Source organism: Algoriphagus boseongensis (assembly GCF_004362805.1).
Classification (GTDB): Bacteria; Bacteroidota; Bacteroidia; order Cytophagales; family Cyclobacteriaceae; genus Algoriphagus; species Algoriphagus boseongensis.
Map to the genome: position 1 here is coordinate 292,649 of NZ_SNYF01000006.1, position 13,958 is coordinate 306,606.

A 13,958-nucleotide genomic window follows, 5' to 3' on the forward strand; every position below is an offset into this window, starting at 1 on the left:
GTTTTGGTTGAAATGTTCGCTATCGCAACAACCGTCCGTGCATTCTGGCAGGATTAATATTCATTATTTTATTTCGAATTTCTGCATGGATGACTTTCTTTGTTCCTATTCATTTCTAAATCCAATTTTATTTTGGGTCGATATCTTCTTCAGTGGCTTGGTTTGGGTGCCCTGGTGGGCATTTTGTCTGGATCAGCCTCTGCTATTTTTTTAATTCTCTTGGAAGATGCCACCGAAATTCGAGATGCTCACCTCTGGCTTTTGGCATTATTGCCTTTGGCGGGATTTTGCATCGGGTATGTATATCACCATTATGGGGCCAATTCTATCAAAGGGAATAATCTTCTGCTTGAAGAGCTATATCAATCTAAGCAACCGATACCTTTTCGGATGACACCATTGGTACTCTTTGGAACTATAATCACCCACCTTTTTGGAGGTTCGGCAGGCCGAGAAGGAACGGCAGTTCAGATGGGAGGGTCTTTGGCGGACCAATTAACCAAATGGATTCCCCTGGATGAGGAAAGCCGAAGGATTTTATTGATATGCGGAGTGGCTGGAGGTTTTGCCTCAGTCTTTGGGACACCTTTAGCTGGAGCAATATTTTCCCTGGAGTGGATGCTCAATAGAAAATTCAAGTGGAAGTCCGTTTTTCCTGCTTTTTGGAGTGCTTGGGTTGCAGATTGGATGTGCGAAATGGCTTGGGGAGTGGGGCATACTCCTTATTCAATTCCGGAAATTCCTTCCCATTCTATTGAAAATCTTGCTTGGATCATTCCTGCAGGTTTGGCTTTTGGAGTAGCCGCTTGGCTTTTTGCTCAGGTTGGACATATGGTTGCTGATGTATTTAAGCTGATTCCTTATCCTCCGCTTCGTCCGGTTATTGGAGGAGTTTTGGTTGCTTTGATCGTCTATTTTTCTGGGGCTTTTATTTATATCGGACTTGGAGTTCCGAGAATTGTGGAGGCCTTTGAAACGCCATTGCCTTGGTATGATTTTCTTGCCAAAATTGGTTTGACAGGTTTGACCTTAGGTTCAGGATTTAAAGGAGGAGAGGTTACCCCCTTGTTTTTTACAGGAGCAACATTGGGAAATGCACTTTCTGGATGGATTCCATTGCCTTTAGCTTTATTGGCTGGATGTGGATTTGTTGGAGTTTTCTCGGGGGCTACAAATACTCCTTTGGCTTGTACAGTCATGGGGATGGAATTATTCGGCAATGAATCGGGAGTTTTCTTGGCCATTGCATGTTTGGTGGCCTATCTGGCTAGTGGAAAATCAAGTATTTATTCTGCCCAAAAGTACCAGGGGAAATATTTTTGGACTTCTTAGTCTACCCGACTACCACATTTTCTGCAAAAATTATCCCCTTCTTCAATTGCATCAAAACTGCAATGTGTGCAAGATTTAAGGGATTCGTAATGGCTAACCTTTTTTCTCTTGGCCATTTCTGAAGTCACAATTCCTGTTGGGACAGCTATGATGGCATAACCCAAAAGCATGATGATGGAGGCCATAAATTGCCCAAAAGGAGTACTGGGAGTAATGTCTCCAAATCCGACGGTAGTCAAGGTGACAATTGCCCAATACATGGAGACAGGAATACTCGTAAAACCATGTTCTGGGCCTTCAATTACAAACATCACCGTGCCCATAATCAGGACAATGGTTAGTACAGAAAATAAGAAAAGCTGAATTTTCGCAGCGCTGGCCTTCAAAGAATCTCCAATGAAATCCGCCTCAGCCAAATACCTTCCCAATTTCAAAACCCTTACAATCCTCAATAATCTCAAGGCCCGAATTACGGATAGTAATTGAGTATTGGCGACAAAAAAGCTCAGATATACTGGTAAAATGGCCAATAGATCGACCAAACCGAAAAAGCTAGTGACGTACTTGAAAGTCTTGCTGGTAAGCCAAACTCTCAGGATATATTCCAGTGTAAATAAAAAGGTAAAGGTCAGTTCCAGTATGTAGAAAAGGTCTCCATATTTTTCCCGAAGCGATTGGACAGAATCTAAAATAGCTACTGTTACTGAGCTCAAAATGAGAATCAGCAGTACAATATCAAAAAGCCGGGACTCCCGGTCGTCTGAATCAAAAACGATATGTGCAAGCCTTTTTTTATTCCACATAATGGGAAAAGGTAGGAAAAAAATGACTAATCCAGATAATAAACCCGCTTAACTCTTGTGCTGATATTGGTCAGTAATTCGTAGGGAATTGTTCCAATCCGGTCTGCCAATTCTTTCAAAGAGATTTGTTCTCCGTAGATAATTGCCTCATCTCCTTCTCTGACTTCAGGGATTTCACTCAGATCCACCATGGTCATATCCATGCACACATTCCCAATTACCGGAGCCTTTTTCCCATGTATTAAAACGTATCCTTTTCCTTGGGAAAACCTTCGGTCATATCCATCAGCATAGCCGATCGCTAGTGTTCCGATCTTTCCTCCATTGGGTAAAACCCCTTTTCGAGAATAGCCCACAGTGGCCCCAGGAGGTAAATCTTTGATTTGAGAAATGGTCGTTTTAAGGGTGCTAACGGGCCTGAGTGAGGAATCAAATTTGCCGGTGACTTCTACTCCATATAAGCCAATACCCAAGCGGACCATATCCATTTGGTAGTCAGGAAATCTCACAATTCCTGCAGAATTCAAAGCATGAACCAAAGGCTTGTAATCCAATTCTGCTTCAATCTGGGATTTCATTTCCTGAAATAGATTTAACTGGCTAATCGAAAAATCATGGTGGATTTCTTCATCGGCCCCTACCAAATGGGTATAAAAGCTGGCAATTCTTAATTCTGGAAATTCTTTCAAAAGGGGTTTTAGCGCACTTATATGTTTGGCCTCAAATCCTAAACGATGCATTCCAGTATCCAAATCCAAATGGATGGATAGTTGGGTTTGGTGATTTTGAGCATATTGGCCAATTTTTTTGAAAAAGTCCAAGCTGAAAACAACTGGCTCCAAGGCATATTCCCGAATCAGGTCAAATGATTCCTCGACTGGATTTAAAACCATGATTGGAAGTCGAATTCCCTGTTTTCTTAAGGCTACACCCTCGTCAGAAAATGCCACAGCGAGATAATCCGCACCCATTGTTTGGATATGATTTGCTATTTCTGCGGCACCTCCACCATAGGCAAATGCTTTCACCATAACCATTACTTTGGTTCCGGGCCTGAGCTGACGCTTATAGAAATTGAAATTATGGGTAAGTGCATTCAGGTTGATTTCTAAGGTCGTCCCATGAATCCGCTGTTGAAGTCGGTTGACAACTCTTTCGAATGCAAATGATCGAGCTCCAGTAATTAGTATCAGGTCATTTTGAAATTGCTCTGGATCGAGTTCTTTGAGAAGTTCTTCCGTGTTGTCAAAAACTTTGGACTTATCTGGAAAGAAATTTTGTAGCCTGACGACTTCCTTCCCCACACCCAAAATTTGGTCTAAATGATAGGAATCAATCAATTCAGCTACTTCTGCATAGACTTTTTCGGGAGTTCCCTGCTGAAGCAAATCCGACAAAATCAGGATTTTTGATTTTTTGGGACGCTGTTGACTCATAAATTCTAAGGCTACCCGAAGTCCCGCCAAGTCATTGTTGTAGGTGTCATCAATTATCAGAGAATCGTTGACTCCAGGCTTTAAGGTAAGCCTCATGTCTACAGGCTTCAGGTGTTCCAAACCTTCCTGAATCGCTTGAAGTTCTTGACCCAAGACTAAAGCCGCCACTATCACGTGGGTGACATTTTCCAAGGAAGCCTTATCCGAGAAAGGGACTAAAAAAGTGAAAGTGCTTAGGTCATTTTTTAGAAGAATAATACGCGTTTTTCCTTCCTGATTTTTGTAGGAAACGCTAAAATCAGCTCCAGGGGCTAGGGACCAAGAAATTCTTTTTTCCTCCGAAATTTGAGTTTCAAGGATAGTGCTAAGGTTAGAATGATCCCTACAATAAATGAGGAGTTGAGTTTCTTCGAAAAGCTTAAGCTTTTCAAGAATTTTCTCTTCTTGGCTTGAAAACCCCTCCTCATGAGCCGAGCCTATGTTGGTGAAAATGCCAAGATTTGGTTGGATCATCCCTTTCAAGGCATCCATTTCTCCGACTCTAGAGATTCCTGCTTCTAAAATTGCCACCTGATGATAAGGTTGAATCCCGAAAATAGATAGAGGCACTCCAACCTGTGAATTGTAGCTTTTTGGGCTTTTGGCCACTGCATAGCTTTGACTGAGCACTTGTCCCAGCCATTCTTTGATGATGGTTTTTCCATTGCTTCCGGTAATTCCTACTAGAGGCTTGGAGAATTGAGATCTTTGGAAAGCAGCTAGTTTTTGGAGAGCCTCTCGGGTATCATTTACTGGGAAAAATGCTGCTTTTTCAGCCCATTCTTTTGGAATTTCTAAATCAGGATGAACCAAAAAAGCTTGGATTCCCTCTTCAATTAATTGAGCAATAAAGGTAGCTCCGTCTGCTTTGGCACCTCGAAGAGCTACAAAAAGAGTTTGTTCCGGATGAATTACCTGTCGGGAATCAATACTGATTTGTGTGATCAGAAAATCAAATTTCTTCCCGAGGGGCTTTGCTCCGGTAAGTTCAGCGACTTGATCAAATGAAAGCTGAGCTAGCATTTATTCCTCGTTTACACCTTTTTTCTTTTTGAAAAACACTTGTCGGATCCATCTAGGGAGGAAAATCGCCCCTAAGATCAGATAAGGATAATAAGAAAGCATTCTCCAGACAATGCTGGTAACAAAAGTATATTGACCTAGGAACTGGGAGAAAAACTGTCCATAGAAAAACTCCGCAGTACCGCTACTTCCTGGAGTCGGAGAAATCATCATCACAATCCACATGATCACCTGCCTTGCAAAGACAATGACATGGTCCATTGCATCCAAAGGAACAAAGGCGGCGATCAAGGCATTGAGCATTAGGTATCGGGATGACCAGATGAAAATGGTCGCTCCGATAATCGGCAGCCAATACTTGTAAGATTTTCCGGATAGCTGGCGGGAAGCTTCAATGATTTGATTCCCATATTCTTGGGCATCATGCTTCCATTTTCTCAAGAATTTGATGGAGAAAATCTTGATCAAAACCCATTTGAATACTCTTGGCTTATAAAAAAGAGCTACCGCCATGACGAAGCTATAAGAAGCATAAAGCGCATAGCTTATCCAAAAAATAGCTTCCAAACTATTTCCGAGTTGGGTTTCCAAAAGAGAACTGTCTGGAAAAATATTCCCCTGAGCAAAATAGAGTATGATGGGCGCTCCAATTACAAAGAAAAGGTTGTCCAAAATGGCTGTAACCATCACATAGGCGATGGCCTTCCCCATTTTGATCCCTTCTTTATTTAAAATGAACATGGCCACAGCTGTTCCCCCTACCACGGAAGGAGTTACCGCGGATGCAAATTCCCAAAGGATAATTACATAAATAGCCCGGGTCCAAGTGAGTTTGCGGTCGGTGATTTCCCGAATTCTGTAGACATAGCCTAAGTCCCTGGAAAAAATAACCAAAACGGCTAAAATCACATAGGGGATGGATGCATCGAAAACTCCCTTGAGAGTATTGGCATTGACTGTGGGGTCGAGATAAAACATCAAGAATACGATTCCCAGCCCTATCAGAACAGGAACCCAAACCTTATTGGGATTAAGGGTCTCGAAAATCTTCTTGTTGTCCAACTTCATACTTAGGCTGCAGCGATAGGCTCAGTCTTTTCCACCCAAAAATTATTATAGCCTTCTCCGATTATGATGGTAACTTGAGAAAGCTGCAAGAGTTCCAATATGGCCAAGAAGGTATAGATGACAAAGATTTTGTCAGGCTTGTACTGGATGAAATCGGTAAAGGGAACTTGCTTTCTAAAGGTGATTTTTTCCAAAACAAAATCTTTTTGTTGCTCAATGGTATAGGGATACTGAATGACTGTGTGTTTGGTTTCATCAGTTCGGGCAGCCATTCTGGACATACATTTTTGAAATACTTTCAAAAGTTTGTAAAGATCCACATGCTGCATTTCGGCATCCACATCGTCTACTTTGCTAAGAGCCTTGAGTTCTTCTGCCAAGTTGCCCCTTTTTTCCTTGGATAGTCTCTCTCCTTCTAGATTTGCCAGATCCTCCACCACCGACTTATACTTTTTGTATTCCAATAGGTTTCTGACCAATTCCTCCCTAGGGTCAATCTCCTCCCCATGCTCATTGAGTTCAGGTCTTGGCAAAAGCATTCTGGATTTAATCTTCATCAGCGTGGCTGCAAAGAGGATAAATTCACTTGCAACTTCGATTTCCATCTTTTCCAAATGATGGATATAATCCAGAAAGTCATTGGTAATCTTGGATATAGGAATGTCATAGATATCCAGCTCATCACGCTCGATAAAGAAAAGCATGAGGTCGAAAGGTCCTTCAAACAGGGGCAATTTGATCTCGAAACTCACCGGATATTAAATTATTGGGTTAATTTTGCCAGCTATTAGCCAAAGATATTCAATTAAGCTAAATTAATTGGAGCGATAGGAAATTAAGGAGAATTGCCATTTGGGCATTGGACTTGTTTAAACAATCCATTCTTCTAAAAGTTATCCTACTTTGACGTCAAGACAACCAGCAATGCAGATTCAACCAGGTCCACACTTAGCCCAAATAAATACTCCAGAGGATTTAAAGAAATTTCCTAAAGAAGAGTTGGTACTTATCTGTGATGAACTTAGACAGTTTATCGTCGATAATGTCTCCGTTTATGGGGGTCATTTTGGAGCGAGTTTGGGTGTAGTGGAATTGACTGTTGCCCTTCATTATGTCTTAAATACTCCTGAAGACCAGTTGGTTTGGGATGTGGGACATCAAGCTTATGGGCATAAAATTTTAACTGGAAGACGTGATCAGTTCCATACCAACCGAATTTATGGAGGGCTTTCAGGGTTTCCTAAGAGAAAGGAAAGTCCATACGATACCTTCGGAGTAGGTCATTCCAGCACGTCTATTTCTGCTGCTTTGGGAATGGCAGTGGCTTCCAAATACAAAAATTCTCCTATCCAACATGTAGCAGTAATCGGTGATGGCTCCATGACCGGTGGGATGGCCTTCGAGGCAATGAATCATGCTGGAGTTAGCGATACCAATTTGCTAATTATCCTGAATGACAATTGCATGTCCATTGACCCGAATGTTGGGGCATTGAAGGATTATTTGACAGATATTACTACCTCCCATACTTATAATAAAGTAAAGGATGAGGTTTGGAAAATGTTAGGTAAGCTCAGCAAGTTTGGAAGTTCTGCCCAGGAAGTGATTTCCAAAGTTGAGGGAGCGATCAAGTCTGCAGTTCTCAAGCAAAGCAATCTTTTTGAATCGCTAAATCTCAGATACTTCGGTCCTGTTGATGGCCATGATGTCAATCATTTAGTCGAAATCCTAAAAGACCTGAAGGATATTCCTGGACCAAAAATCCTTCATTGCGTTACGGTAAAAGGTAAAGGTTACGCTCCAGCAGAGAATGGAAATAAAACTACTTGGCATGCTCCGGGTACATTCGATAAAGTAACTGGAGAGATCTTCAAGAAAGTACCTTCTGCCCCTCAGGCACCAAAATATCAGGATGTCTTCGGGCATACCATGGTTGAGTTGGCAGAAATGGATTCCAGAATCATGGGAGTGACTCCAGCGATGCCTTCTGGATCTTCTTTGAATATCATGATGAAGGCCATGCCTGACCGTGCATTCGATGTGGGAATTGCCGAGCAGCATGCCGTTACTTTTTCAGCAGGTCTTGCTACTCAGGGATTGATTCCTTTCTGTAATATCTATTCTTCTTTCATGCAAAGGGCATACGATCAGGTAATCCATGACGTGTGTCTTCAGAATTTGCCGGTAGTGTTCTGCCTTGATCGGGCTGGATTTGCCGGAGCTGATGGCCCAACTCACCACGGAGCTTATGATTTGGCGTATTTCAGATGTATTCCAAATCTGGTGGTAGCTGCCCCAATGAATGAGGAAGAATTGCGAAACCTTATGTACACAGCGGTGCAGTATCAAGGTCCTTTCTCAATTCGCTATCCTAGAGGAAATGGAGTGATGCCAGAGTGGAGAACTCCTTTCTGTGAAATCCCAGTAGGTCAGGGAAGAATTGTAAAAGAAGGTGAAGACGTTGCTGTATTGACGATTGGCCATATTGGAAATTATGTGGTGGATGCTTGTAAAACCTTGGCTAAAGAAGGTTTGAATTCAGCTCATTACGACATGAGATTTGTGAAGCCTCTTGACGAAGAACTTTTGCATGAAATTTTTGGCAAGTTCAAGAAAGTAGTCACTGTGGAAGATGGCTGTTTGATGGGAGGATTTGGTTCTGCCGTTTTGGAATGGATGATGGATCACGGCTATCAGGCCCAAGTCAAGCGTTTGGGTATTCCAGATGCTGTAATCGAGCACGGAGAGCAAATCGAACTTCAGCGGGAATGTGGATTCGACCCTGAAGGAATTGCGGCAGCGGTTCGTGCCTTAGCTGAAGTCGTTCAAGCCTAAAACTTCATGTCTCTTCTTAATTTCTTTGAAAAAGGAAAAGGTCAGCCTTTGGTTTTGATCCATGGATTCTGTGAAACAAGCAGAATGTGGGATGAATTCGCTGAAGAGCTTTCCCAAGACTTTCGTGTGATCTGTCCAGATCTGCCCGGTTGTGGAGATTCCCCGATCGAAAAACATCATATTTCTTTGGAGGAGGTTGCTGTGATTTTGGAGGATTGGATGGAAGAAAATGCAATCCAAAATCCTATTGTAATCGGGCATTCTTTGGGAGGCTATGTGACTTTGGCGCTTTTGGAATTGATGGGATCGAAGCTCAAAGGGGTTGTTCTTTTCCATTCTACGGCATTTGCTGATGATGTTGATAAAAAAGAAATGCGTAACAGAACCATTACTTTTTTGAAGAAAAATGGAGTGGAAAAATTTGTCACTTCCTTTGTTCCCCCACTTTTTCCAGAGTCGAAAAGAGAAGAATTAAGCAAAGAAATCGACTCAGCAATCCAAGAAGCAAAGCGGTGTTCTTTGGAAGGATTAATCGCTTTCTCAGGAGCTATGAGAGATCGAAAAGAAAGACTTGATGTCTTAAAAACTTTTTCAGGTCCTAAGCTATTGATTGCTGGAACTGAAGATGGAGCTGTAAAAATTCAGTCCAGTCGCGCTCAAAAAGATGCTTTTACCAACTATGTTGAGCTGGAAGGCGTGGGACATATGGGTATGGTGGAAAGCAAAAAGGAAACTCTTGAAATAGTCAGGGATTTTGCAAAGTCTTGCTAAGCCTGATTATAGAGTCTTTTCTAAAATACCCATAAGTTTCTCAAGAAACTTTTGATCTGTTTCATCAAAATCCGCCAATACATCACTGTCTACGTCTAATACCATCGCGACTTCCCCATTTTTAAAAACGGGAACCACAATTTCAGACTTTGAGGCAGAGCTACATGCAATGTGCCCAGGAAATGCATCCACGTCAGGCACCAACTGAGTCTGCTTTTCTTTCCAGGCTGTTCCACAAACTCCTTTTCCGAAATTTATCCGAGTACAGGCGATTGGACCCTGGAATGGTCCCAAGACTAATTGCTCTCCTTTGACTAAATAGAAACCCACCCAAAAAAAGCCAAAAGCTTCACGTAGAGCTGCAGCGATATTCGACAGGTTGGCGTAAAGGTCTGGCTCATCGGTAATTAAAGCCTCAATCTGAGGAAGTACGGCTTCGTATTTTTCTGCTTTGGTGGCAGCTTCAGGGATAAATAAATTTTCAGCCATGATAATAAATGTCTAGTCGGTCTTGATCAAGAGAAATGGTTTCCACTGGATTTTGGTTCAACACAGGAGCTAAAATTCCTTTTTCAAAAGTGGTTTTGGAGGTGAAAACTCTGGCCTCATCCCAAAGTTCGGATTGAATAAAGTTTTTCAAAACCTGGCTTCCCCCTTCCACAATCAAGCTTTGTATTTTCCTGGATTGAAGTTCCTCCAAGATTTCTTTTACTGAAAATCCAGGATTCATTCTAATCCACTCTAGATTTTCCTGGGATTCAGATTTGATGGTATTGAAACAAAGTGTTGGAATGGATTTATCGAATAGGTTGAGATTTTCAGGAAGCTCCAATCGAGAATCCAAAACAATTCGAATCGGATTTTTTCCCACCCAATCTCTCACATTTAAAGTTGGGTTATCGTATTTGGCTGTGTTTTTTCCAACTAAGATGGAGTCTTCTTCAGCTCTCCATTTATGAACCAACTGTCGGCTTTTTGAACTGCTGATCCATTTGGAGGAGAAGTTTTCCCTTGCCACAAAGCCATCCAGGGTTTGTGCCCATTTCAGAATCACATAAGGCCTTTTCTTTTCGATCTGGGTAAAAAATCTTCTGTTTTGCCGTCGGGCTTCTTGCTCCAAAACTCCTGTCTCAACTTCAATTCCTGCATTTTTCAGGATTTCGACTCCTTTTCCTCCTACTAATGGATTCGAATCTGCAGCTGCAATGATTACCTTTTTAACTCCCTTTTCCACCAAAAGATTGGCGCAGGGAGGAGTCTTTCCCCAATGAGCGCAGGGTTCCAAGGTGACAAAAACTTCACTTTCTTTCAGCAGGTTTTGGTCGGCCACCGAATTTACCGCATTTACTTCTGCGTGTGGACCGCCGTAAACTTGATGATATCCTTCGCCTATGATTTTTCCCTCGTGAACTATCACACACCCGACCATTGGATTTGGGCTGACGGATCCCATTCCTAATTCGGCCAATTCCAAAGCCCTTCTCATGAAAAGTTCCTTCGAATCAGTCATTTCTTAGAAAGGGTGATTGGGCTTAATGAATTCAGTTTTCCTTCTTGGATTTCCACATTAAGTAGGGTATCGGTCCTATAAGATGAGTTTTTGGGATCAATGAAGATGGTATAGTTACCCGGCTCAGTCCGAAATCGAAAAGTCCCTGATGTGTTGGTATGTGTACTTATGGAATCGGTTCCCTGGATAAGGTAGATAGCTGGAGAGAGAGAACTCGGGCTGATCGTCCCTTGTACATCTCCTTTTCCTATCCCTGAATAAATGCTGATTGAAGGGTTAAAATCAAATTTTATGGGAGAGCTACTCGTTTGCCGGATTGATTTTTCCAAGTCAAAATCTACAATCAAATCATAGGAAACACCCGATTGGAGGTCAATTTGGAGTTTTCCGAAATAATCGCTTTCTCCATTAGGCAAAGTGAGCGGATATCCTTTATCTCCTTGATACAAAGTATTCGTAGGGCCTAATTTCAGAAAGGCTCCCGTAATATTTCCCAAGTTGATTTCAGTTCTTCCTACTGGTAAGACCACACCTCCAACCAACTGGGAGAGATCCACAAATTTGTCTGCGAGTTCATAGGGTAAAAAAACTTTTTCCACTTGACCCTCCCTTCCGTTGGGAACAAATTCCAATTCGACACCCTGAAGTTCGACGACTACGGAATCCCACTGAGCTGGAGCATCGATTAAAAATACATTGACCAAGGCTTTTGGACTTTCATCAGGTCCGGTACAGGCAATGGCAAATCCCAGGAAAATAAAAATGAGCAGTTTAAATTTCTTCACATCCCAAATTTAGTTCAAATCTTTAGATGGGCTTTCTAATCTCTAGGGAATGAAAAGAAAAATGCCGGCTTAGCCGGCATTTGATTAATTATTTAGCGATCAAATTAACGGGGGCGGGAGTGGTAATCTTGTCTTCTTCTACAATAATATTATCTAATGTTGCCTCCGAATAGGATTCATTAGGAGAGAATTTAATGGAGTAGGTTCCTGGCTTTAGTCCCATGACAGAATAATTTCCATTGTCGTCTGCGAAAGTATTTACTTCCATTCCATTTCCGGTGATTGTAACCTGTACGGGCTTGGCTGCCAGAGGTAGAACCTGACCTTTTATGCCTTGACTCATTTCAACATATGCACGAAGCACGGGCTTTAAAATGACATTGCCTGAGTTTCCCGCGGTAACGATCGACTTAGCAGCATCAAAATCAATGATCAAATCATAAGAATTTCCGCCTTCAATGGGTTCTTCAACCTTGATTTTCAAACCGCTCTGCTGAGCACTTGGAGTAGACAAATTGATTTTTTGGCCATCCTTCATTAGGTAATTGTTTTCTCCCAAAATCAGGCGGATTTTATCAATTTCCCCTTCAGGGAAATCTTCAGTTCCTAGAAGCAAAGAATTTCCACCGGTGAGGTCGAGAAGATTGACCATTCTTGATCCTTCCAATACAATTTCCTCCCAGGTATCATCATTTTCTTCATCCATATCACTGTCTTCATAATCTACTTTTACTCTGACAGCAATCACTTCAATCCAAACTTCGTCATAGTCCGCGGGGGCATCAACTAAACGAAAATTTACTCTTGCCTCACCCGAATTAGGTTGGTCATTGTCCTGGCAGCTTGTACCGATCACTAAGATCAGCAACAAACTAAAATATGAAACTAGGGCTTTCATGTGGTTATAAAATTTTGGTTAGGACGCTTAGCTTCTCAAGCATTATGCCAATCTCGTTATTATATTTTTCAAAGTAAATTTTATGAAGAGATTCCTATTTTTGGGCATGATGAAATGGGAAAGACTTCTTGCCGAAGGGAGATTTGGAGATGGTCCAAAGCCAATTGCTTCAGAGCAAGGAAGAAGCGAATTTGAGATAGATTATGACCGGGTCATTTTTTCGGCCCCTTTTCGAAATTTACAAGACAAGACACAGGTATTTCCTTTGCCTGATCAGGCTTTTGTACATACTCGGCTTACACATAGCCTTGAAGTTTCCAGTGTTGGAAGATCTTTAGGAAAAGGAGCGGGGGAATTTTTAGTAAATAAATTCCCGGTTCTTCAAAAGCAAGGAATTACTTCCTCGGCAATCGGGTCGATAGTTGCTGCCGCAGCCTTGACCCATGATATTGGAAATCCACCCTTTGGTCATGCGGGAGAAGAGGCGATTTCTGATTTTTTTAGGCTACATCAGGATGGTAAACTCTGGGAAAGGCATGTGAGAGTGGATCAATGGGCCGACCTGATCAATTTTGAAGGAAACGCCCAGGGGTTTCGAATGCTAGTTTCCAAACAGTTTGGGTTGAAATTGACCTATGCGACGCTTGCCGCATTTACTAAATATCCCCGACCCAGCTTAATTGCCCAAAGGGATATCGCCCGAAAGAGTCAAAAGAAATATGGCTTTTTCATCAATCAATTGACAGACTTCGAGCACATGGCTGAGGTACTGGGAATTGAAAAAATCAGTGGTGATTGTTGGGTAAGGCATCCTTTAGCCTTTTTGGTGGAAGCTGCGGACGATATTTGCTACAGTATCATTGATTTGGAGGATGGATGCACCATGGGATTGGTAAGCTTTGAGGAAACTCTTGAATTACTAAAACCAATTCTCGGGCAAAAATTTGATCCTGCGAAGCTTAAGGATAGAACAAACACTCAAAATCTGGGAGTTCTTCGCGCACTGACTATAGGGCAATTAATTCGAGAAACGGTGGAGGTTTTTGCGCAATACGAGGAAAATATGCGAAAAGGGAACTTTGATAAAGCCCTTACTGACATCATACCATCGGCAAAGGCTCTGGCTGAAATTTCTTCTATTTCTGTAAAGAAAATTTATCGATCTAAAGTGGTTTTGGAAAAAGAAGCAGCAGGATTTCAGGTCTTGGAAGGATTACTATCTGTGTTCTCTAAGGCACTTTACCATCATTATTACCATCAGGAGTCTTTTTCCGGACAGGACAAAAGTATCTTGAGACTTCTGCCAGAGGACTTTCCTATGAAAGGTTGGGGAGCGGAGGTCAATCCTTATCCTTTACTTCGGGCTTTGGTAGATTACATTTCAGGTATGACAGATAAAAATGCCTTGAATCTTTATCGAAAAGTAAAAGGAATAGCTTTACCAGGGGTATAAAAAAA

The 13,958-nt window shown here is 41.9% G+C and carries 12 protein-coding genes; 4 read left to right on the plus strand and 8 right to left on the minus strand.

Annotation, left to right across the window (positions count from 1 at the left end):
- The first annotated feature begins 132 nt into the window (after positions 1 to 132).
- Complete coding sequence (locus DFQ04_RS08825; protein WP_317129594.1) at positions 133 to 1,332, plus strand: chloride channel protein; 1,200 nt, start codon at positions 133 to 135, stop codon at positions 1,330 to 1,332.
- On the opposite strand, the gene DFQ04_RS08830 is transcribed toward DFQ04_RS08825, so the two are convergent.
- The 4 genes from DFQ04_RS08830 to DFQ04_RS08845 are packed head-to-tail and all read right to left on the minus strand — an operon-like array spanning position 1,329 to position 6,453.
- Positions 1,329 to 2,135 (minus strand): ion transporter, encoded by an 807-nt coding sequence (locus tag DFQ04_RS08830; protein ID WP_133554903.1) that lies wholly within the window; start codon positions 2,133 to 2,135, stop codon positions 1,329 to 1,331. The genes DFQ04_RS08825 and DFQ04_RS08830 overlap by 4 nt on opposite strands.
- 26 nt (positions 2,136 to 2,161) lie before the next feature.
- Positions 2,162 to 4,633 (minus strand): bifunctional UDP-N-acetylmuramoyl-tripeptide:D-alanyl-D-alanine ligase/alanine racemase, encoded by a 2,472-nt coding sequence (locus DFQ04_RS08835; RefSeq protein WP_133554905.1) that lies wholly within the window; start codon positions 4,631 to 4,633, stop codon positions 2,162 to 2,164.
- Complete coding sequence (locus DFQ04_RS08840; protein WP_133554907.1) at positions 4,634 to 5,701, minus strand: lysylphosphatidylglycerol synthase transmembrane domain-containing protein; 1,068 nt, start codon at positions 5,699 to 5,701, stop codon at positions 4,634 to 4,636.
- A gap of 2 nt (positions 5,702 to 5,703) precedes the next feature.
- Positions 5,704 to 6,453, minus strand: coding sequence for a segregation and condensation protein A (locus tag DFQ04_RS08845; protein WP_133554909.1), 750 nt, complete (start codon positions 6,451 to 6,453; stop codon positions 5,704 to 5,706).
- Between the two features lie 172 nt (positions 6,454 to 6,625).
- Between DFQ04_RS08845 and dxs the strand changes: the two genes are divergently transcribed.
- Positions 6,626 to 8,536 carry a 1-deoxy-D-xylulose-5-phosphate synthase gene (dxs, locus tag DFQ04_RS08850; RefSeq protein WP_133554912.1) on the plus strand — a complete coding sequence of 637 codons (1,911 nt, stop codon included), beginning with the start codon at positions 6,626 to 6,628 and terminating at the stop codon, positions 8,534 to 8,536.
- A gap of 6 nt (positions 8,537 to 8,542) precedes the next feature.
- Complete coding sequence (locus DFQ04_RS08855) at positions 8,543 to 9,307, plus strand: alpha/beta fold hydrolase (RefSeq protein WP_133554914.1); 765 nt, start codon at positions 8,543 to 8,545, stop codon at positions 9,305 to 9,307.
- A 6-nt stretch (positions 9,308 to 9,313) separates the two neighbouring features.
- Here the strand turns inward: DFQ04_RS08855 and DFQ04_RS08860 are convergent, their stop codons facing one another.
- The 4 genes from DFQ04_RS08860 to DFQ04_RS08875 form a co-directional block, all read right to left on the minus strand.
- Positions 9,314 to 9,796 carry a GAF domain-containing protein gene (locus DFQ04_RS08860; protein WP_133554916.1) on the minus strand — a complete coding sequence of 161 codons (483 nt, stop codon included), beginning with the start codon at positions 9,794 to 9,796 and terminating at the stop codon, positions 9,314 to 9,316.
- Positions 9,789 to 10,817, minus strand: a complete 1,029-nt coding sequence (gene ribD / locus DFQ04_RS08865; protein WP_243739655.1) for a bifunctional diaminohydroxyphosphoribosylaminopyrimidine deaminase/5-amino-6-(5-phosphoribosylamino)uracil reductase RibD — start codon at positions 10,815 to 10,817, stop codon at positions 9,789 to 9,791. The genes DFQ04_RS08860 and ribD overlap by 8 nt, the downstream gene beginning before the upstream one ends.
- Entirely contained in the window at positions 10,814 to 11,602 is a 789-nt protein-coding gene (locus DFQ04_RS08870; RefSeq protein ID WP_166637292.1) for a DUF4382 domain-containing protein, read from the minus strand. Before DFQ04_RS08870 ends, ribD begins: the two co-directional genes overlap by 4 nt.
- Before the next feature lie 88 nt (positions 11,603 to 11,690).
- A complete protein-coding gene (locus tag DFQ04_RS08875; protein ID WP_133554920.1) occupies positions 11,691 to 12,500 on the minus strand; it encodes a DUF4382 domain-containing protein in 810 nt (269 codons plus the stop codon).
- Positions 12,501 to 12,582: 82 nt separating this feature from the next.
- Between DFQ04_RS08875 and dgt the strand changes: the two genes are divergently transcribed.
- Entirely contained in the window at positions 12,583 to 13,953 is a 1,371-nt protein-coding gene (dgt, locus tag DFQ04_RS08880) for a dGTP triphosphohydrolase (protein ID WP_243739656.1), read from the plus strand.
- The last annotated feature ends 5 nt before the right edge of the window (positions 13,954 to 13,958 follow it).